This window comes from Pantoea sp. GW821-FHT03E06 (assembly GCF_059420725.1).
On record NZ_JBWKUG010000003.1, the window covers coordinates 88,707 to 110,115 of the forward strand.

At 54.5% G+C, this 21,409-nt stretch carries 15 protein-coding genes and 2 pseudogenes; 11 read left to right on the top strand and 6 right to left on the bottom strand.

The genetic code is table 11. The annotated features are described in order from the left end of the window. Positions 1-8: 8 nt before the first annotated feature. The gene (locus tag AC07WB_RS23345; RefSeq protein WP_494941493.1) at positions 9-1,040 is read right to left on the bottom strand and encodes a Rieske 2Fe-2S domain-containing protein; all 1,032 of its coding nucleotides are present in this window, start codon (positions 1,038-1,040) and stop codon (positions 9-11) included. 125 nt (positions 1,041-1,165) lie between these two features. Between AC07WB_RS23345 and AC07WB_RS23350 the strand changes: the two genes are divergently transcribed. From AC07WB_RS23350 to AC07WB_RS23360, 3 genes and pseudogenes are all read left to right on the top strand, one after another. After that, positions 1,166-2,089 (top strand): LysR family transcriptional regulator, encoded by a 924-nt coding sequence (locus AC07WB_RS23350; protein ID WP_494941494.1) that lies wholly within the window; start codon positions 1,166-1,168, stop codon positions 2,087-2,089. A 206-nt stretch (positions 2,090-2,295) separates the two neighbouring features. After that, complete coding sequence (locus AC07WB_RS23355) at positions 2,296-3,207, top strand: extracellular solute-binding protein (RefSeq protein ID WP_494941574.1); 912 nt, start codon at positions 2,296-2,298, stop codon at positions 3,205-3,207. After that, positions 3,195-3,722: pseudogene (locus AC07WB_RS23360) on the top strand (ABC transporter permease subunit); the annotation flags it as partial. The gene AC07WB_RS23355 and the pseudogene AC07WB_RS23360, both read left to right, overlap by 13 nt. 429 nt (positions 3,723-4,151) lie before the next feature. Here the strand turns inward: AC07WB_RS23360 and AC07WB_RS23365 are convergent. From AC07WB_RS23365 to AC07WB_RS23375, 3 genes are all read right to left on the bottom strand, one after another. After that, positions 4,152-5,816 carry an HNH endonuclease gene (locus AC07WB_RS23365; RefSeq protein ID WP_494941495.1) on the bottom strand — a complete coding sequence of 555 codons (1,665 nt, stop codon included), beginning with the start codon at positions 5,814-5,816 and terminating at the stop codon, positions 4,152-4,154. Between the two features lie 52 nt (positions 5,817-5,868). Further along, positions 5,869-8,943: a hypothetical protein gene (locus AC07WB_RS23370; RefSeq protein ID WP_494941496.1), complete on the bottom strand. Its 3,075-nt coding sequence runs from the start codon at positions 8,941-8,943 to the stop codon at positions 5,869-5,871. Positions 8,944-9,014: 71 nt separating this feature from the next. After that, entirely contained in the window at positions 9,015-12,491 is a 3,477-nt protein-coding gene (locus AC07WB_RS23375) for an autotransporter domain-containing protein (protein WP_494941497.1), read from the bottom strand. A 344-nt stretch (positions 12,492-12,835) separates the two neighbouring features. Between AC07WB_RS23375 and AC07WB_RS23380 the strand changes: the two genes are divergently transcribed. The 4 genes from AC07WB_RS23380 (at position 12,836) to AC07WB_RS23395 (ending at position 15,228) form a co-directional block, all read left to right on the top strand. Beyond that, positions 12,836-13,216 carry a hypothetical protein gene (locus AC07WB_RS23380; RefSeq protein WP_494941498.1) on the top strand — a complete coding sequence of 127 codons (381 nt, stop codon included), beginning with the start codon at positions 12,836-12,838 and terminating at the stop codon, positions 13,214-13,216. Then, a complete protein-coding gene (locus AC07WB_RS23385; RefSeq protein WP_494941575.1) occupies positions 13,213-13,476 on the top strand; it encodes a glycoside hydrolase family 19 protein in 264 nt (87 codons plus the stop codon). The genes AC07WB_RS23380 and AC07WB_RS23385 overlap by 4 nt, the downstream gene beginning before the upstream one ends. A gap of 479 nt (positions 13,477-13,955) precedes the next feature. Then, a complete protein-coding gene (locus AC07WB_RS23390; RefSeq protein ID WP_494941499.1) occupies positions 13,956-15,041 on the top strand; it encodes a hypothetical protein in 1,086 nt (361 codons plus the stop codon). Positions 15,042-15,051: 10 nt separating this feature from the next. Next, complete coding sequence (locus tag AC07WB_RS23395) at positions 15,052-15,228, top strand: hypothetical protein (RefSeq protein WP_494941500.1); 177 nt, start codon at positions 15,052-15,054, stop codon at positions 15,226-15,228. A 170-nt stretch (positions 15,229-15,398) separates the two neighbouring features. Here AC07WB_RS23395 and AC07WB_RS23400 read toward each other — a convergent pair whose 3' ends face one another. Continuing rightward, positions 15,399-16,343: a helix-turn-helix domain-containing protein gene (locus tag AC07WB_RS23400; protein ID WP_494941501.1), complete on the bottom strand. Its 945-nt coding sequence runs from the start codon at positions 16,341-16,343 to the stop codon at positions 15,399-15,401. A 149-nt stretch (positions 16,344-16,492) separates the two neighbouring features. Between AC07WB_RS23400 and AC07WB_RS23405 the strand changes: the two genes are divergently transcribed. The 3 genes from AC07WB_RS23405 to AC07WB_RS23415 are packed head-to-tail and all read left to right on the top strand — an operon-like array spanning position 16,493 to position 19,418. Continuing rightward, positions 16,493-17,494, top strand: coding sequence for a carbon-nitrogen hydrolase family protein (locus AC07WB_RS23405; protein ID WP_494941502.1), 1,002 nt, complete (start codon positions 16,493-16,495; stop codon positions 17,492-17,494). A 2-nt stretch (positions 17,495-17,496) separates the two neighbouring features. Continuing rightward, positions 17,497-18,546 carry a phenylacetaldoxime dehydratase family protein gene (locus AC07WB_RS23410; RefSeq protein ID WP_494941503.1) on the top strand — a complete coding sequence of 350 codons (1,050 nt, stop codon included), beginning with the start codon at positions 17,497-17,499 and terminating at the stop codon, positions 18,544-18,546. Beyond that, positions 18,543-19,418 (top strand): transporter, encoded by an 876-nt coding sequence (locus AC07WB_RS23415; protein WP_494941504.1) that lies wholly within the window; start codon positions 18,543-18,545, stop codon positions 19,416-19,418. The genes AC07WB_RS23410 and AC07WB_RS23415 overlap by 4 nt, the downstream gene beginning before the upstream one ends. 181 nt (positions 19,419-19,599) lie before the next feature. On the opposite strand, the pseudogene AC07WB_RS23420 reads toward AC07WB_RS23415, so the two are convergent. Then, positions 19,600-20,040, bottom strand: a pseudogene (locus tag AC07WB_RS23420) (recombinase family protein); the annotation flags it as partial. A gap of 217 nt (positions 20,041-20,257) precedes the next feature. On the opposite strand from AC07WB_RS23420, the gene AC07WB_RS23425 reads away from it, so the two are divergent. Next, positions 20,258-21,238 (top strand): IS110 family RNA-guided transposase, encoded by a 981-nt coding sequence (locus AC07WB_RS23425; protein WP_494941505.1) that lies wholly within the window; start codon positions 20,258-20,260, stop codon positions 21,236-21,238. Positions 21,239-21,409: the final 171 nt, after the last annotated feature.

A 21,409-nucleotide genomic window follows, 5' to 3' on the forward strand; every position in this document is an offset into this window, starting at 1 on the left:
ACACCTCATCAGACCAGGAAAAAGTCGCCGAAACCCTGCTTTTTCAGGCTGCGACGGTACGCAACCGAACTTCTGTCAGCGGGTATATGAGCTTCAAGAGTAAGATCGAGTGGCAGATTTTCAGGCATCTGCGTTTCAACCATCAGCCTGTCTTCCTCAAAAACGCGCTGGTTAAACGCATAAACATCGTCCACCGGTACATGTAAATCGAAGTTGCGGGCTATGGGGGCGAACATACGCGTTTTCCGGGCTGAAACGGGCGAAGCCGCGTTCATAATTACAAGCCGGGCGTCTCCCGGAAAATGTATTGTGAGTGTCGCGGTAAAGGGCAGGTGCATTTCAAAATGCCGGAGCCAGGTGAATCCATCCGGTGCTTGGTTAAGCGCGCTGGCCGGGTAATTTCCTACCGTGCTCAGGTAGTCCACGCTGAAACCGTATTCTGTTTCAACAGGATTATAAGGAGGGACAACCTGATTATCGGGATCTGCAAACGTCTCAGTGTGTATCCAGGCAAAGTGCGCGACGTCCAGAAATCCCTCGACCTGACGTCCGGCAAATCCATTAACATCAAACCCGGGACAGTTGATCTGCTGAAATCCGGTGTCTCCCCAGTGCGGCATGAGAGGCAACTGTGCAGGATTCTCTGTATCATGAAGCATGCAGACCCAGACCAGGCCAAAACGCTCTGTTACGGCAAAAGTTGTCAGATTGAGTTTCGCCGGTATAGCCTGGTCCGGGCTCGAGGGGATGCGGTTACATTTCCCGCCTTCGCCAAAACGGAGGCCGTGATACGGGCACACGATACCTTTCTCATCTGCAAAGCCCAGGGTGAGGGGTACGCCCCTGTGCGGACAGATATCTTTTGCCGCAACAATGTCTGAACCTGTCCGGTAAATAACCAGCTGTTCGTCAAGCAGAACGGCTTTAAAGGGTGAGGCTGTCACATCAGATGAGCGCGCTACGGGGTGCCAGTGACGCGCCAGGCGCATCCAGTCGTCGGGATCAAAAGTGCAGTGGGCGGGTGGGCTGATTTTGTTCATCTCTTTGTCCTGTCAACGCAGTGAGTCATGGCCGGGCATTGTCACGATAGTGTGAGTGAAATAAGGTGTACTCATCCATCAGCATTAATGCACATACGTGTTGCAAAAAACTGTACAGGTAAGCTATGAGTCCGTTTTCCCGTTTCGCCTCCTATTTCACCGAAGTTGCGCGAAGCGGAAGCCTTCGCAAAGCCGCGGAAAAGCTGCACGTTTCCGCCTCAGCAATAAACCGTCAGATCCTTCAGGCTGAGGAAAGCTTAGGACTGCCCCTTTTTGAACGTCTGCCGGAGGGAATGCGTATGACAACGGCCGGCGAACTCCTCTACACCGACTTTCTGCGCTGGCAGCATGATTTCAGTCTCACCCGGCAGCGGTTTGATGAGATCCAGGGGCTCAGGCGCGGGCAGGTCAGTATGGGCCTGGTACAGGCACTGACTGAGGGGCCTCTCAGTGAAGAAATATCACTGACGGCTCAGGGCAATACCTGGCTGAATCTGAAGCTGGTTGTTGAGAGCAGTGCCGCTGTATCGCGAATGGTGAAAGATAATGAGCTGGATTTCGGGCTTATCCTTGATCCGGCCACGGTCAGCGGAATTGAGGTAATGGCGTTTGCAGAGCTTGAGATGGGAATTGTGTTGCCAGTGCAGCACCGGCTGAGCAGAAGTACAACTCTCTCCCTTACAGATTTGCGCGACGAACGCCATATTCTGCCGGGTGAAGGGCTGGTCGTTCACGAGCGAGTGCGTTCGCTTTATGCCCGGTCAGGCCAGATGCCTGAAACAGCAGTTTCCTGCAACGACATTCGTCTTATCAGAACCTTTATCGCCGAAGGTACCGGAGTCTGCATACTCAGCTGGCTTGACGTGATGGAGGATGTCAGGGCCGGACGGCTGAAGTTTATCCCTCTCAGGAACAGGCCCCTGCGACCCCTGACGCTGGGGTTATGCACCGCCCCCTCACGACAGCTTTCCCGGGCTGCCCTGCATGTCATAAAGCGCCTGTCTGCGGTTATTGATATCATGCATAGCGGAAGCCAGCCGGAGCTGTAATTCCTTGCCCGGAAAAAGCCGCTACAAATTGTGATATCCGGGTTTCGCAGACGGCACACCTTCTTTCTTTTTCAGATCGCCGGATGCATTTCTGTACTTACCTTAGCGATTTTCCTGCAAGTCATTGTCAGTGAAGGACATTTTCAGGAAAATCGTTATACAGATAAATATATAACGTGGTGGTTATTGTGGCTTACAGAAAAACAATGTGCGTGCTGACAGCTGCTGTGCTGATGCAGATATCAGTCCCGGTGCTGGCCAGTGACATCAGGGTGACCTATGCCGGCTCAATGGGTAAAGTCATGGACGAGGGGCTGGGGCCGGCATTTTCTAAAGCGGCTGATGCCGGTTATCAGGGGCAGGGACAGGGGGCTTACGGAATGGCCCGTCTGCTCGCAAGCAAGAAGATTCAGGCCGATGTTTTTGTTTCCATTACTCCGGGGCCGATGGAGATTCTCAGGAAGGCCGGGTTGATCGATGAGGCCGTTCCTGTCGCCAGCACCAGTATGGTGATCGCCTATAACCCCAGGGGGAAACATGCCGCGCAGTTTGAAAAAGCCGGCCAGAAAAAAGATGGCTCCTGGCTGAACCTGCTGGCGCAGAAGGATATTTACTTCGGACGTACGGATCCTTACGTTGATCCTAAAGGTCAGAACATTGTATTCAGCCTGATGCTGGCTGAAAAATTTTACAAAATGCCGGGTATCGCCGATAACATTCTGGGCTCGCTACAGAATCCGGCACAGACCCATCAGGAAGGCGGGCTGCTGACGCGTCTTGAAAACGGACAGGTGGATGCGGCTGCAGGCTATGAAAGCGAAGTCCGTTCCGCTCACCTGCCTTACATAGCCCTGCCGGATGAAATCAACCTCAGTAATCCGGCGATGGCGAAAAAATGGTATGACACCGTCAGCTTTACCATCAAAGACAGCAAAGGCCAAGATCAGGTGCTGCACACCCAGCCGATGGTGTTTTACGCGGCCGTACTGAAAAATGCACATGATGCTGCGGAACAGGGGCAGAATTTTGTGACTTTCATGCAGAGCGAAGAAGGGCAGAAGATATTTAAAGCGTTCGGCTACGCCGGGCCTAAGGGAGATAACCTATACGCCCGCTGAAACGTCCGGCCGGGGCTGCGGGCTGGTTGTCATTGCCTGCATTCCTGCTGCTGAGCATCCCTTTTATTACCCTTGTCAGCGTCACGCCCTGGCATCATCTCCGCCTGGCCTGGCGGGACGATGCATCCATAATTACATCAATGGGACTGGGCCTGCTGGCGCTCGCAATCATCATTATGATTGGTATTCCCGTTGCATTGTGGCTGTCACAGGCTTCAGGGAGAAAACGTCTGATCGCCGAGCTGATGGTCATGCTCCCCCTGCTTACCCCTCCGCTGGCAATGGGGATTCTGCTGGTGTCAGCTTTCGGACCCTACGGCCTGATTGGCCGATGGCTGTCACTGCTGGGCGCTACGCTGGTGAATAATCCGACGGCTTTTGTACTTGCTCAGGTTTACAGCGCCCTGCCTTACTTTATTGTGGTGGCGCGATCGGCTTTTGCCACTGTACCCAAAAGCGTACTTAAAGCTGGAGAAACTCTGGGAGCATCCCGCTGGAACTGTTTTCGCCGGCTCATAGTTTTTTACGTCACTTCCTCTTTTTCCTTTTTTCGGATCTGCAGGATTTAACGAAGGCAGCAAGTGCTGGATACAGTGAATAAAACAAAATTTTTCCATCTGGGATAAAATGTTTCTTAAAGAGGGTCGGGTGCTGAAGAGTCATAACCCAGCAGATCAGAGATAACTACTGCCACTGGCGTGTTACTGCTCACGCCCGGACGTTCAGGGCCGTAAAACGGAAGTGCAGCCATTATCAACATCCGGCATGATACGCTCTCAGGCTATGTGCCTGCATGATCTGGGCGGTATAACCAGAGCAGCTCGCGGTCCGCCGGGTACATGCGGGCACGGTCTTATCACCGCGGACTCACGTACTACTTCTGCCGGAGGACAATTCCCCGGTACCGGGTTACTCCCTGACTCTGTCAGTCCCGGACGTAATATTCATCTCTGCTTAAACTTCTCATAGTTTTCAGTAAAGTTTTTCGGTAAAGAAAACTCCATCTGTGTTTTTTTCAGAATTTCAAAGCATGCAGCAATGTAATTTACGTCCAGGCTCCCCCGTGAAGTTTTGATGTGTTCCCGCAGGACGTAAGCCTGCATGCAAGTGGCTATAACCATCGGGGTATAATTATATAGAGAACTCTTTGTTATCTTATTTTCCAGTCCTGTCTTTCTGTCTGAGTTCTGTCTGTCTTCAATACGTTTATTGAGAAAATCCGTGGTAAGCCTATTTTCTCTCTTATTATTATTACACCCCTGGCAGACAGCCAGCAGGTTGTTACTCAGATGGTAACTTCTTTTTTTCAGGCCAGAATCTATATGGTCTATCTGGAAAGAACTTGAAGGATAAAAACCCAGGCAATAACAACAGCAAAGAACCGGCAGGCTTTGCTCTTTCTTAAACACCTGTTTTAACATCAGTGCCTCCCGGAGATTTTTCCCTTTCAGATAGGGATCACCGACGTTTTTCTTTTGGAGAGGAAGCGGTTTTTCAGGTTTCACATCCGTAATGTCTTTATTTTTTCTGCCTCTTGAATCAAGGTCATGCAGATATTCGTCGTCATCGTCATCGTCATCGTCATCGTCATCTTCATCATGGTCGGTGCAATCCTCTGCGGGATCTGACAGGAGTGACGATACGTTTTCAGGGACCATTGTGCCAGCTTCAGACTCCGATTGACTCTCTTCCTCGATTATTGTTTTTTGTTCTTTTGGCGTATTCATCAGAAGTCCTTCTACAGTTCGTAGTACATATGCGCGGCTCAGGCCGCTGAACTGTACCTCAGTCCGATATTTCACTTGTCCGGGATCACCGGGGTCGATAGGCACTTTTGATATTTTATTTTTACTTTCTGCATCCGCGGGCTTTCTGACGCTCACTAAAGCGGTAAATTCGACTTTGCCAACTTCGTATTTTTTAATTTTTACTAAATGGCGTCTGATTAAGGCTGGATGGGGAGGGGGATCCAGGTTGTCGCTTATTTTCTCAGAAAGCCATAACACAGCATCATTGAGGTTGACTTCTTTCCCCCCTGTAAAGGATGACATCCATTTATCACGTCTTTTTAATTCGTCACCTAATACTTCTGGTTTTAATAATGAAACATCTGGTTGCCAGTAGATCCCTTTCATACAATAGATAGCCTGATAACCAGGAAGCGTCTCAAGAATATCATTAGCTATCATCAGGGCCTTATTGAAAATACCCGGATCAACCCCGGCCGCTGAAAAATTTACTATAGCCTTGGTAATTTTTTCTGTAGCCAGGCTGTTACCTTTGGATGAGTTGCAGCTGGCGCAGCAGAGACAGAAATTTTCTAAATTATATATACCATCATCCAGAAAAGCATCGATATCTATACTGATATTTTTCAGTAAATGATAACGCACATACATTTTAAAAGGAATGATATGGTCTACAGCGGCGTGCTTATAATCAATATGCTCATTACAGTAAGGGCATACCGGCGCCTCGCCAAAATATTCATAGAAGAACGCATGCTTTTTAATCAACCCTTTTCTTTCTTTATCCAGAAAATAATTATTTTTATTACGGTCTTCACCAAATTCATTATTTTCGAAACGGTAACTCATAAACGGACGCAAAGATGTTCTCCTGATAAAAAACAGTGACAACCGGGGGCTGTCACCAGGTTAATTATTTCTTCAGCAGCAGACTGGGCGAAATGCGCGCTGCATTACCGGCTGCATTCCTTTCATAATGAAGGCCGAGGCCGGCGATACCGGGCCCACTGCTTTTCATTACGCCTTTGCCTACCTCTACATAGCCCGGCTGCCACTCTGTGAGGGTGCTGCCACCGGGATCAGCTCCGACCCAGTCACTTTCTTTCCTCGGTTTATATTCGAAGCAGAGAACGTTTTTCACGCCCCGCCGGATGGACAGGCGCAGCGAGTAAATGGGCCAGTCGGGCAGGTAGACCATGGCGGTCTCAACGTACACCGGTGACAGCTCCTCAAACAGCTGATTATCCCGGTTGGGGGCCCCCTGATGTTGTATGTTTTCTTCCCCGCCGCCCGTTTTCTGCGTTTTCAACCGCATTTGTAACGCCCAGCCTTCGCCAATTCCAAATCCGGTTCCAGGTCCAACCCCAGCTAAAGTTGTAATTCCATTCCAGACCCCATTTATAATTCCGTCTCCACTGGCTGAAAGGTTGTTGAACGTTTTACGGTCAACAGCGTACAGGCTGATTTCACGGATGTATCCGTTAATCACCAGCTCCCTTGAGTCCACCGTGAATACTTCCTCTTTCTCTGAAAATGCTTCATCGGCCCGCAGGAAATATTCTGTGACACTGGCGCTCTGGTTTTCTGAAACCTCCTCCATCTGCCATGCGGTATGGATATCAGCTCTTGCTTCGGACAGGTACACGGGCTGGCTTTCATCAGACTGGGCATTAACTGACATCATCCAGTCCGCCAGTGGCCCGCTCGCCGGCATCAGATGACCGTTGACGTCGTTTTTCCAGCGCTGAGTCAGCAATGGGTCATAGGTCTTGGCGACAGGATAAGGGGCCCCGGCAATATCCGCTGAGGACAGATAGACATCCTTTCCGGTGGCCGTTTTCAGACACGAGGTAATATTTCCCGCCGCGTCTCTTTGCCACAGCTGATGCGCCCCGCCGGTAAAGGGCTGCGCGCAGACGGTATAGCGTTTCCCGTCCGTGAGCTCTTTCTGATAAGCACCTTCCATCAATGACAGCGCCAGCTTCTTATCCTTACAGGTGATTCTGACGCTCCTCTCGGCAATAACCGGCGGCTTGCTGTCCTTTATCTCATTGTGCGAAAACTCCTGCAGTGTCCACAGCTGGGTCAGATCAGAGCCCGCTGTCTGTTTTGTCAGCATCAGTTTTTCACTGCTGCCTGCCGTCAGAACAAACTGGTTTTTAGTATCAGACAAGGCGGTATTAACAATCTCACCCGCTTCTGTGCATTGCCATTGCTGAAGCGGCGAAGACCCCGCTTTACGGATCAGGACGTCATATCCTGAATCCTTATTTCCCGTACCGGCAGTCAGTGCAAAAGCAATGTCTTCGCGCGGGCCTGTCGCTCCGGGTTTGACCCTGATGTAGCTGATGATTTGCCCGTCTGCAGTCAGGTGCCATATCTGCGCCTGACTGAGTGAAGGATGAGACAGCACGGCCGCATCTCCCTGCCGTGGCGGAGTCAGCCCCAGCGATACCGCGGCCGGCCTGGCGAGATTCTGAATGCTGAAATAAATTTCCCGCGCTTTTGAACCGGCTCTTTCTCCATATTCGCCGAAGAATAAAAACGAGGCATCCTCATCATTCATAAGAGACCGCTTATCACTGGCCAGCGAAAATTTTTCAAGCACGTGCCATGCTTCATCTCTTAGCGCCACCGGCAGCAGGTTGATGGTAGGCACTAGATTTTCACGCTGAATGGCAGACCAGCGGCGATAATCCGCCAGGGAATCCGCCCACAGGCTGGCATTCTGAACCGCAGCCCCTTCCCCGCCGACTGCCTGAAAAATAAGGCGCTGAGCTTCACTTGACGCCTCATCTGAGGAGGTCGTCTGGACCGAGTTTTCATATTTCAGACCCGCGTCACCGCTGGCAACCGGGTGAGAGAAGCTGGCTTTGACAGCGACCGCAAAGCGCTCGGTCAGGTCAGTGCTCAGTTCCTTCGTCGTCAGTTGCTTTTCTTCGGTCACATACAGGCGCCCGCCCACCCGGGTACTGACCGGCACAAAATGACCGAATGTATCGAGCACCTTTTTCAGGCGTCTGAACCGGGCTTTCATCGCCTCACTGGCCTGCCGATCCTTCAGATCTGCATCTGTTTCTGCCGGCGCATCATCTTCAGCGGGTTCGGCTGAATCTGGAAGGGAGATTGTCAGCGCGGTCCGGCAGGCCCGGATAAATGCCTGGCTGGCGCACACTTCTGAATCATCGAAGGATAATTCGATCATGGGAAGATAAAAACTGGCCGTCGTGTACAGCGTCCTGTTTATTCCTCCCGCGGTGATCCGGCTCTGACTTGACGATGCGTACTCGGCTCCAATTGCAGCGCTTTTAATCGATCCCATTGCGACGTTCAGTGACAGGCTGAGATTGGTCACCCCGTTTTTCTGCATCTGATGAACGGATTCATTGCTGGTATGATTATTTTCAAAATAGCCAGAGAAGTTAGGCCGGCGGTAAAACAGCGTGGCGGGAACGCTCTCGCGGTCCTCATCATTCCCGGACGACTGGTCATCAGGGCGCCTGATAACTTCACGATACCCGGACTCCACGGTATTGGCCGAGGTCTGGTCAATGACCACCCCCCGGTAAAATCCGATGCGATCCAGCAGGTCATTTCGCTGCGCGGTATTCAGGTCGTAAAAATCGTGCGAAGGATTCAGGGTCACGCCCGTCGCACTCATCAGGGCAATCGCATCCCGGCTGGAAAAACTTTTGTCCCGTGAGGCCAGCGCCTTCATTTCCTCAAACAGTTTCGTACTCAGATCGGGCGTACTGACCCGGACCGCATTCAGCAGTGCAGACCGCCTGTCGGCCGTCTCTCTTTCGTCCGCCTTCTTGCGTTCTTCCGCGTCTTTCTCCGCTTTACTGAGCCGCATCATCTCATCACTGTTCTGCAGTCTGGCCAGCCTCTCCTCCGGGGTTCTGCCCTGGCTGTCTTTGTGCGGCATGTAAGCGGAGATATGTGGCGTGTCGTTTTCTCCACCCTTGCTGTCGTTTTCCGGTACCATCTTGCTGAACTCTCTCTTCAAGTGATGAAACTGCGTGATGCAGACCTCGTGCGGGGCTGCTTATTCTGTCGTCAGAAACCAATGTTGACCCGGATCATCACTATCTGCGCGCGCGTGCGCTGCGCGTCCAGCCCCAGCGTGCCCTGATAGGCAATGCCCGGCGTGATGTTGTACGGGAGTAGAAAATCAATCCCGGTGCCGACCGTCATTGCCTGCCGGCTGGTTTCCGTCAGCGCCACGCGCCAGGTGTCATCAGCGGTATCCGCGTAACCGACCCGCGCAGTACCTGCTTCGCTGAGCGTCTGTGCATATTCAATGCGCCCCTGCAGGCGCAGGATGCCCCAGCGGGCCGGCACGGTGCGTTCCCCCCGCAGGCCGGCGGCCGTCACGAACTGCGCAACCGTCTGTGAGGCGTAGGCCAGGCTGAACGCACCGGCGCCCGACTCGCTGAAACCATCCAGCCACGTGCGGGTGTACTGCAGACGGGCGTAGGGTGAAACCAGGCGGTCAGGCGCACGGAATTCATAACCCGAGGTCAGCGATGTAAAGACCTGACGCCCCGACCGGGAACCGCGAGCCACGGCGCCGGAATCCGTGACCGCACGGCGGCTGTCAAAGCTCAGCGTGCCGTGTCCCAGCAAGCCGTCCACAAAGAAGGGACCCGGGTGGTAGCTGCCGTAGAGAGCGGCGCTGAGCGCGCGACCGTTTGTCCGGGTGCCGCTGTCGCCAACGTCGCTGACGTCGCGGCCGAAGCCAATGCCCGCTCCGCCGGTAAAGGTTCCGCTAAAGCGGTAGTCGGCCCCGGTGGTCACGCCCACTGTGGTGTGACTGAAGCGCACTCCGTCCGCATTGTCGCCGCCAAAATCAACATAGCCTCCGGTCCAGTACGACAGCCGTTGCGGCTGCTGTCCGCCGGCGAAAGGCAGTGCCGGAGCGGCAGGCTGGCGCTGCGCGTCCGACAGGCCCGGTTTCTGCTGCCGCCAGGCCGTCGTCCACATATTCCGGTCGGCGTCGTGCTCAGGCCCGGAGGAGGGCATGGAAAAACGGACGCCGCTCATGTCAGAAGGCAGGTCGGTCCCGCGATGCAGCTGCTCCAGGCGGTCGCTGAAGTTGCGCAGTTGCGCGCGGGCAAAATTCTGTGCGGCCTGATACTGCGCGCTCACCAGCCCGATGACGTCAGCATCCCTGGACGGGTCGGGCCGCGCGGTAATGGTCAGGGTAATCAGTGCAGGCGAAGTAGTCCCGGCCGCGCTGCTCAGGACATAGCGGAGCGTGAGGGTGCCGCTGGCCTGCGCGGCGGCGGTGAACAGCAGCTGATAGCCGTCACCCGAAGCCTGGACTGAGGCCTTACCCAGGCTGGTGTCCGGCTGCTCCTGCAGCCGCGCGCCGGTGAACGGGCCGCCGATCGCCCCGCCGGTCAGGCTGACGGTGACCGACTGTCCGGCGGCCACCGTAGCGGCATGGTCAGCCGCGGACGGTGCCGCCGCGCCAATGTTCAGCGAGTAGCCCGCCTGCAGAGCCCTGCCGGTGGCATCGGTCACCAGAACGCTGAACGTGCTGCTTCCGGAGACCTGCGGGGTGCCTGAAAGCTGGCCGTCGCTGAACGTCAGTCCACGCGGCAGGGTGCCGCTCAGCTGCCAGCGGTAGGGCGCGGTGCCGCCCGTGACGCTGAGGGCCTGAGAGTATGCCTGCCCGGCTTTTCCTTCTGGCAGGGCGCCGCCCGCGGGCTGGAGCTGGAGGGCAGCAGGCGCGGCCGCGCTAACCGTCAGGGAGTAGCTGGCCGTGCCGATGTTTTTCAGGCCGTCAGTCGCGGTGACCTGGAAGCTGTAACTGCCCGAAGCGGATGGCGTTCCCGTTAAGACACCCGTTGCCGGGTTCAGCGTAACCCCGGCGGGCAGGGTCGTGGCACCGAATGTATAGGGTGCGCTGCCGCCCGAGGCCGTCAGCGTCTGGCTCCAGCTGCTGCCCGCCGTGGCCGCAGGCAGGGCGCCGCTGCCCGGTGAGAGCGTCAGCAGCACCGGCGTCACGGTCAGCGACACGCGGGCGCTGGCGGAGGTGCCGCTGCTGTTGGTGGCCGTATAGGTAAAGCCGTCGCTGCCCGCATACCCCGTGGCGGGCGTATAGGACACCGTCAGACCCGAAACGGCCAGGCTGCCGTGAGCCGGCGGGCTCACGATGCTGAGCGAACTGGCCGTTCCGCCGGAGAGACTGAGCGTGACCGGATTGCTGCTGCTGTTGGCGGCCACCGTGGCCGTGCTGTCGCTGGCCACCGGCGAGGCGCCGCTGACGACCAGCGTATAGCTGGCGCTGCCGGTCGCACCGTTCGCGTCCGTAGCGGTGACCTGGAAGCTGTAGCTGCCGGCGGCAGAGGGCGTTCCGGACAGCGTGCCGGCCGGTGCGTCGAGCGTGATCCCGGTGGGCAGTGCGGTGGAGGACCAGGTCCTGGGAGAGGTGCCGCCGGAGACCGTCAGACTCTGTGACCAGGCGGTCCCCACGGTGGCGGCGGGCAGTGCGCCTGAAGCCGGCGTCACCGCCAGCACCGGAGGGGTAACCGTCAGGGATACGGTGGCATCGGCAGAGGTGCCACCGCTGTTAGACGCATTCCAGTTAAAGCTGTCGCTGCCGGAATAGCCGGCTGCAGGCGTGTAAGTCACCGAGGTCCCGCTGACCGTCGCGCTGCCGTGCGCCGGGGAGGAAACGAGCGTCACCGAGCTTGCCGTTCCGCCGCTCAGGGAGAGCGGTATGACGTTGTTCGTGCTGTCAGCGGCTACGGTAGCGGCGCTGCCTGACGAAACCGGGGCGGCTTCCGCGCGGGTGACGCTGAGCGTGTACGCCCGGGTCGTACCGTCCTGCGCCGTGACGACGACGGAAATACTGGTCGTGCTGCCGGATGTCAGGCTGACGGACTGCGACGCCGAGCCGGATGCGACGGCGGTGCCGTCCACGGTGACGGTGGCGTGGCTCTCAGTGACAACGGGCGTGACCGTAACGGATGACACGCTGCTGCCGACCGAGGCGCTGTAGCTGCTGGTTGCGGCGCTGAACGACGGTGAGAGCGTACCTGAAGAAAGTGAAAGGCCTGAAAGCGTGGCATCCCCGGAGGCCACCGATGTGCTGGTGCAGCTGAACACTAAGTTGCTTATCTGACCGTTCGACGTCGTGGCGCGGAGGGCAACGCCGTTTGCCTCCAGGCTGCCTGACGGCACGGTGATGGTCACGGTATGGGGCGTGTTACTGGTGGCGCTGGAGGCGTAATAGGTCTGGAAACTGCTGAGGTTGTAACGCGAGATGCTAACGCTGTCTGAGGTCAACGGGTCTCCACCGTATGCCGCACCGCTGTCGGTAAAGCTCAGCGTCAGGGCATCGCCGGCAGCAAAGTCAGACGCCGGATAACGGTTTGCGCTGAAGGACAGGCTGGATGAACCCGACAGAGCATTGACCGCGACGCAGCCACTGGATAGCGCGAAGGCGGCGGGCACAGAACAAAATATGACTAAAGCGGTCGTCAGGCCGACAGTTGTCCGCCTGAAAAAGCTGGCACAGCGCATGGTTCACCCGGAAGCGTTTTGTAAGATTATTTTTAAGATTTATCCTATAAGGTAAATTATCATGAGAAATTACTGCCATAAAGAATCCCGGGCGAATGTAGGCGCCCGCGGCCCTTCCCATCACATTCCCAGAGAATCCTCCTGATGTACCGGGATTGCATAATGATAAGCACTGCTGAAGATTAAATTTCTCAGCTTAATTCACTGCTTCCCCGGAATGCCCAAACACGCTTATTGCGGGTTTAAAGGCTGAACAGAACCGAGATTTCCTGCAAATTTTCTGCAGCTTATTTACACACGAAAACACCGTTGCAAATTATTTAACCCCATAAGGAAATAAGCCGATGAATAAAGATGATTTCCGGCGGTCAGCCGGCCTCTCAACACAGCTCGCCGAGAAATGGTTTGAACCCCTGCAGGCCGCAATGAAAGAGTTCAGCATCAGCACGTCCCTGCAGCAGGCCCACTTTATCGGTCAGCTGGGTCACGAATCGAAGGGCTTCAGCCGCATCAGCGAAAACCTGAACTGCAGCGTCAGCGGGCTGAAAATTTTTGGCAATCGGCTGACACAGACGCAACGTGAGCAGCTGGGCCGGAAGGACAATGCTCCCCCACTGTCATCTGGACAGCAAAGGGCGATTGCCAATCTCATTTACGGCGGGCGATTCGGTAACCGCGCCCCCGATGACGCTGGCGATACCATGGGCGCGGGCTGCTGCAGATAACCTTCAGGGATAACTACCTCGCGTGCGGTCGCGGCATCGGCCTGGATCTGGTTGCCGAACCCGACCTACTGCTGAGGGAACCCGTCGCAGCCCGTTCCGCTGGCTGGTTCTGGAAAACACACGGGTGCAACGCCCTCGCTGAGGCCTGCGATGTGAGGACTATGACGAAAGAAATTGACGGCGGTGACAATGGCCTTCAGGAGCGTACGGCCCTGATCCAAACCGCCCGGATTATCCTTTGCAGCAAGCCGATCCCGTAAGTGATATCCGGTCAGATTAAGGGGCGATAAGCGCCCTGAACATAAGGCAAGAGTGACTACCGAACAGATAAAATAAGACACCATAACGTTAAGATAAGGCGGTACGTCCCTTCCTTTAAACTTCCGAAAACTTCCTCCATCGGTATGTTTACTCATAAATATTTTAATAAAACACTGATTTTTATATCTTTAATTAATCAAACACTGGAAAGAATCAGATTTCCGCATCAACCATGTTTTGAATCTGAAACGGAACAAGAGAACCCCCACTAAATGGATTTCAGATTTATTCTTTACAGGTTAAACAGGCACATAAGAACGATCCGGTTCCGCCTTTTTCCGGATCTGAGCACAGAAAAGAGAAAGAAGAACATGTGAATGGTTATTTTTGACATGATGTCACATTTACTTAATGCGTGCTTTTCCTCAAACGTTGATGCATTCTTTATGAAATCACACAGCATCCGGGGAAAAGCATCATGCTCAGCCAGCTGACATTACGGTTTCCGAAAAAACTCATTGAGGGGCTCAAGTCCCGCGCGTCCGCCGAGGACACCTCGGTCAACGCCCTGACCGAACGCCTGCTCGACGGGGCGCTGAAGTCCGCCCCGCCGGATGACGCCTTTTTTGCCCTCCAGGCCGATCCGGGTGGCACGCGGGAGACGCTCTACCGGAAGGTGGTCCGCGGAGAAACCTTTTGCCGGCAGTCCCTGAAGCCGGCCGAGCTGCGCTGGCTGTTTGTGCAGGCGCACGCGGCCTGCCAGACCGGCAGCGCGTTCATGAGCTGGTCCGCGATGGAGGCCCTGCTGGGCATCACCTTTGACGCCCTGGTTTACGCCACGGAAAACGGTATTCCCGTCGATACTTACTACATCAACCGGGCCTTCGATCTCGCCGGCGTGGACTACCGGGCCGAAACGGACGCCTTTATGGCGGCCGTGCCGCACGGCGTGGACGCCACCTGGGCGGAGTTCCTGCTGCGCCCGCTCTCCTCCGGCGCACTGAACCTGAACGCCTTTCCGGATGAGGCTATCGCCCGCATCTGCACGCCGGCGCGCCTGAAGGCCGTTTTCCCGCTGGTCGTCCGGGCGCAGCGGCCGGACGGGGAAAGCCTGAAGGCCTGGGCTGCGGCCACCGGCCTGGTCACGGACGATCTTACCCTGAAGGCGGAGGTGGCCGACGTCACCCTGCGCGCCGAAATTCGCGGAAACCGGCTGCCGCAACTGCCCGGGCAGGCCTGGCAGGCGCCACAGCTCAGCCTGTTCGTGACCGCCGGGCGGGTGTCGCTGGCGCTCGGCTGGGACGTGTTCAGCGCGCTGGTCCGCTACATACAGGCCCGCGCCTGGCAGGGGAGCACGGACAGGTGGAGCGCCCGCGACAGCATGGTGTCGCTGTATATCCCGCGCGGCGAGGGAAGCAAGGCAGTTCTGGGGCTGGACGGCACCCACATCGCCATGACAACAGAAGAATATCTGGCGCTGGAGAAGGAGTTTCTGGCGGCGGTAGAGGAACCTGAAATGGCTGCGGCGCTGGCTGAGTTACGCGCCCTGTACGGGGATCTGTAAGGAGACAAGTATGTACAATAATCTGCCTGCTCTGACCGACAGCATTCTGTGGGATGAGAAACTTCTTTCTACAGATTATGAGGCGCTGAGTGAAGGGGCGCTGGCCGCTGCTCTGCAGAGCTATTTACGGGGTTTGAGGGCCGACGGAACGAAAACGTACGTTAAGAGTGCAATCATTTGTTTATAAGAAGTTTTTATCTATTCTATCGGTTCGCGAAAAAATTTCATATCTGATTTTGAACCGGGCAGATGCTCCGTCGAGTGAAAAATCACATTACTGAATTTCCAAAATCCAGTTATAGCCAAAGGCACCAGATTTATTTCCTGCAGTGGAATTTGTCGTATGACCATCTTCAGCTAGGCCTCGCCAGCCTGATGACGGTACTCCGTTGGTGAGTGGCTGAATTTTGCCCTGAATGCACGCGAAAAATAAGCCATGTCATTGAACCCAAACGTCCATGCAATCTGGCTGATGGGGACATCTGAATACAGGGGGGACTGCAAAGCCAGCGAGGCTTTATTCAGCCTCTGAGTCAGGACATACCGGCCAAAGGTGGTGCCGTCATTTTTCAGAAGCATGCTCAGATAACGCGGTGAAATATGGAATGATTCAGCAATTTTTGACGCTGACAAGGTCGTGTCCGAAAGCTGCTGATTTATCATGATTTTAATCTGTAAAAGCAGCCCCGCAGATGAACGGGACGGTCTTTTTGCTTTGCATTCATCTGAGACAATAACGGCAAGGAGTTCAAAAAACTGCCCGTAAAGGACGCCAGTGTGACGGGATACCATATCTTCCGGTTGCGCCATCAGGTTGTGCAGAAGCATGTGAAGAAAAGGCGTCAGGGCGTGTTTTTTGCCAAAGGAATGAGCAATAAGGTGTTCTGTTTTTCCCAGTGCCTGCCTCAGATGCTCTGTGGGTATGTGCACCACATGCTGTCGCGTTTCACCATGCAGGTGCAGCTCGTAAGGGAAGCGTGTGTCATAAAGCCCGAATTCACCCTGACCAAGACAGGCATGACTCCCCGCCTGAATCAAGGATGTTTTACCCTGACTGATGAAGCTCAGCAGCACGGCATTGTCGGGATGATTATCAGCCCCCCTGCGGCATCTTACGACGTCCTGAGCACTGCTGCTGACCTCTGACAGCCGCAGGTCACCCCAGACTCCGGACCTGAGAACGCCCTGCCGTTCACTTCCGGAAAAAGTGCTTTCCAGCGGTACAAACGTGTGGCTGATGGCATGCTGCCAGTATTCACTCCGGTCAGCGTACAAAACATCAGCAGTGTTATAGGTGTTCATGTCAGCAACCTCCGCTCTGGCTGGACATGTAATGCAAACTTCAGACCACTTCCTTTTCAGACAAGCATTCCTTCCTCCCTGTCATAACTCCGCGCCCGGAAGGGAGGGTATATCTGTGTCTGCTGAAATATTTTACCAGGAGACAGATCATGATGAAAACAACGGTTACCGTTGCCTGCGTTCAGGCCGCCCCCGTATTTATGGATTTAGAAGGCACCGTAGACAAAACAATCACCCTCATCTCTGAAGCTGCACAGAAAGGCGCGGAGCTCATCGCTTTTCCGGAAACCTGGATACCCGGTTACCCGTGGTTCTTATGGCTGAACTCGCCCGCGACAAATATGCCCCTGGTTTATCAGTATCATCAGAACTCTCTGGTGCTGGACAGTACCCAGGCGAAGCGAATTGCGGATGCGGCACGGCAAAATAATATCACTGTCGCTCTGGGCTTCAGCGAACGCGATCATGGAAGCCTCTATATCGCACAGTGGCTGATTGGCAGCGACGGGGAGACCATTGGCATCCGGCGCAAGCTCAAGGCCACGCACGTGGAGCGTACGCTGTTCGGCGAAAGCGACGGCTCCTCACTGACCACCTGGGAGACACCTCTGGGTAACGTCGGGGCCCTCTGCTGCTGGGAGCACCTGCAGCCGCTGTCCCGCTACGCGATGTATTCCCAGCATGAGGAGATCCACATCGCCGCCTGGCCCAGTTTCAGTCTTTACACCAGTGCAACGGCCGCGCTGGGTCCTGACGTCAATACGGCGGCTTCACGCCTCTATGCCGCGGAGGGGCAGTGCTTCGTGATAGCCCCGTGTGCCGTGGTTTCTGATGAAATGATTGATTTCCTCTGTCCTGATGATGACCAGAGAGCGTTACTCAGTGCCGGAGGGGGACATGCCCGTATTTACGGACCGGACGGAAGAGAACTCGTCACCCCTCTCGGGGAAAATGAGGAAGGACTGCTTATCGCTGAGCTCGACTCTGCTGCGATTACCTTTGCGAAACTGGCGGCAGACCCGGTTGGCCACTATTCTCGTCCTGACGTGACCCGCCTCCTTTTTAATCCTTCAGCCAACAAGACTGTGATTAAACGACATTCCCCTCCTGAGTTAATTGCCGAGCAGGCTGCAGGAGAAGAGGAGGAGTAGAAATGGAACCTGCCATTCCGGAACATCTGCGTACCCTGCGCAGATGTCCTATAGCCATGCCAGAGGGACATCAGCCGCCTTTTCCGGCCTGGACAGCACGATTCTCACCCCTGACCGGCCGGATAGTCATGGCGTACTTCGGCATTCAGGGGAAAAACTGTCCGGATATTTCTGCCCTGAATGAAGTCACTGAGCGTTTTTCGTCAGCAGACGGTCCTGGGCACTGGGACATCGCGTCATGTAAAGACCAGGCAGGGTTTCATAACCTGATGGCCATCGCCTACTGGTCATCCGCAGAGCAGTTTGAGCGCTGGAAAGAGAGCAGCCAGTTCCACATATGGTGGAATTCACCCGAAAGGGAGAACGGGGAGTATGGTTTCTTTCTGGAAATTGTCAGCCCGCAGCCAGAAAGCTTTGAGACCATATTCTCAGACAGGGCATCTCCGGAAGGCGTCGCCTGGCTGGCAGAAGGCATGAGCGGTGAAATGCGTGAGCATGGTTATTGGGGGAGTGCGCGCGATCGCCTGCCGGCAGCTCAGAACAGCCCTCTCCGGGGAACCGGTAAAGTCCGTTCGCGGACAACAAGCGGAAAACGCACTGTGCTGTCAGGAAGTAATAACCTCTGCCTCATTCGCTCCGGGCAGGACTGGTCGGCCACGCAACAGGAGGAAAGACAGAAATACCTCACGGAAGTAGAGCCGGTGCTGCACCAGGGGATGGATTTTCTGAGAGACCAGGGCAACGCCATAGGCTGCCTGAGCTGCCGGTATATGCAGGTGTTAGACCCCTCATCACATGCGCTGACGGAGAAAACGTTTGGCCTGGCGCACTTTGCCGATATGACCGCCCTTGAACTCTGGGCAAAAAGCCATCCGACACATGTGGCCATATTTGGTGGATTCATGCGTTATGTGAAAGAGCTGAACTTTAATATAGCGCTTCGCCTGTGGCATGAAGTTATCGTTGTGCCTGCAGAATCACAATATTTCGAATACGTTAACTGTCATCCGGAGACCGGCTTGTTGCGGCAGGACAGCGGAGAATCATTATGAATAAGTTTTTTTGCCGTACCGGTATTTCTCTTGCAGCAGTATTAAGCCTGCCTGCTGATGCCCTCGAGTTTTCTCCCGGGGATTACGAAATGATGCCGGCGGATAAAACATTTGCGCTGGCCTATTTTCAGTATGCCCACAGCGATAAATACTATTCTCAGGGCAATAAAGCTGCCGGTGATTACAGATTACGTTCTGAGGCCACGCTGCTGCGATTTATTCATGGATTCCGGCCTGCGGAAAACATCAGTATTGAGCCACAGATTATCATACCGTTTGTGAGAGCGAACGCGATGGGAGATGCCAGCCCACTCGGCAGCGCGTCAGGCATGGGCGATATCATTGTGGGGATGCCTTTCAAGTTCAGGATGGACAATACAGGGGGGGACATTCTTTCACTTGCACCGTTTATTTATGCACCTACCGGAGCCTACACCAATGAAAGGGCTGTCAATGTGGGGGAAAACCGCTGGCGCTATCTGATGCAGGCCGTCTGGATCCATCATTTCTCAGACGCCTGGGCATTCACCACGGGTGCCGATGTCTCCTGGACGACAGCAAATAACCGGTACGGCGCGGATAACGCCAGACTCAGTCAGAGTCCGCGGTACGAATATCAGGCGTATCTGAGTTATAACCTGACGCCTGCCACGCAGTTTGGATTTGGCGGCGGATGGATAACCGGGGCCAAAAGCCGGATTGACGGTATTTCCCAGGATGACCGGCTGGACAGCACGTATGTCCGTGTCTCTGCTTCGCATTTCATTACGCCTGCCGTTCAGGTTCAGTTCTCAGGTGGTCGTGATATCGCTGTAGAGCAGGGATTCCGGCAGGATACAAATATCAGCCTGAGATTAGGTTACCTTTTCTGAAATTACTGGCCAGGGGCTGTCTCTGGCCAGAGATTTTCAATCAGTGCCATTAGTTCTGTAACAAAATCTATTATTTTAAATGTAAAATCAACGGACACTTGTATAAGCCAGAATGACCTCGTTCTCTTGATTGACAAATTTTCAATGGTGAGTACTACCTGGGGTCATAAACACACTGGCATCATCCCCGTGTCGAAGTCCCGATCATTTCTTCTGCAAGAATTTTATAAACCGTAGAGCGGGCAATACTGAGTTGCCGTGCAATATCCGTTGCGCCAGTACCTTTCCGGAGTAATTCCAGTACACCATCCCTGTCCACAGAGCGTCTTCGGCCAAATCTTGTGCCTTTCAGCTTTGCTTCCTGTCGGCCTTCGTTCGTTCGTTCCAGTATTCTCCTGCGTTCAGCCTGTGCCACGGCCGACAGAATTGTCACCACCATTTGCCCCATATCACCGTCGGTACTGATCTCGTCATCAATAAACCTGACCGCTACACCCTGAGCATCAAATGCTTTTATCAGTTGGATCATATCGGCGGTGTCGCGGCCAAGCCGATCGAGTTTTTTCACCAGGATGACGTCACCTTCTTCCACCTTCATGCGCAGCAGATCCAGCCCCTCTCTTGTATCTAACATAATGTGGTGATTAGCTACCATCACACGAAGCGGAGAGAGCCGGGCCCCTCCCTGAGGACAGACTAAATTACTGATCCTGCCTGACAGCTTGCGGCCCTCCGTTTCACCTTTCACGCCAGCACATTTTGTTGAACGGTTACCGGGAGCATGACTCCGAATGTACAAGGCGAACAGGCGTGACGGTCAATGTGAGAGGAGAATAAAAATGTTCCCTGTAGGCATAGACGTTAGTAAAGACTCGCTCGACCTTTGCATCCTCTATGATGGCATAAAGGGTCGTATACGAACCAAGAAGATAAAAAATGACAACAGTGCAGCAGCCAATATTATCCGCTGGCTTCGACTTCAGCACTGTGGCCCGGAAGACGTTCATCTGATTATGGAAGCAACCGGCGTTTATCATGAACGGTTGGCTCTGTCGTTGCATGAAGCTGGCGCATACGTTTCTCTTGCAAACCCGCACCGCAGCCGCGATTTTGCAAAGGGTATGGGTATTCTGACCAAAACGGACAAGGTAGATGCTTACATGCTGGCCTGCTACGCGCTGCTGAAAAAGCCGCACCGATGGCACCCGCCTTCTGCTGAAGTCATGCATCTCAGTGCGCTTATACGCAGGCGTGATGCATTGCTGAGTGACGCCGTACGTGAGGAAAACCGGCTCGAAAAATACCAGAGCACGCATACGCCTTCTGACGTGATGAGCTCCTGCCTGCGCATGGTGAAACTTCTCCGGGAAGAAGTAAAATTTACGGAGCAGCTGATAAAGGCACACATAAAAGCACATGCAGCGCTACAGCTTGATTATGACCTTCTGACGTCCATCCCGGCCGTCGGCCCACAATTGGGCATAAATATGCTGGTTTTACTGCGCAGTCATGATTTTGAGTCTGCCAGTCAGGCAGCGGCCTTTTTAGGCGTGGTGCCCGTGGAAAAACGTTCGGGCACTTCCGTTCGAGGTAAAGCAAAGATGTCTAAAATCGGACCACCGCAGCTACGTGCAAAGCTGTATATGTCCGCCCTCTGTGCCAGACGATGCAATACGCGAATGCGCAACTTTTATGAAGAATTGTGCCTGCGTGGCAAACCTAAGATGGTGGCAATCGGGGCTGTTATGCGAAAGCTGGTTCACTGGTGCTACGGCGTGCTTCATACCGGAAAAGCTTTTGAAAACTTGCCGTCCACATAAGGATTTAAGTCTGATATTGAACTATTAATCACAAAAATGGCCCGTGTCTTTGACGTGTGGCGTCACCAATGACATGGAGGTGAAAAGTGATAATTGTATTGCGGCAGTTCTAAGCCGTAGCGCTCTGCTCATGCCTGGAAAATGCAGGTGAGAGGTTTAGACAGTTAGCAG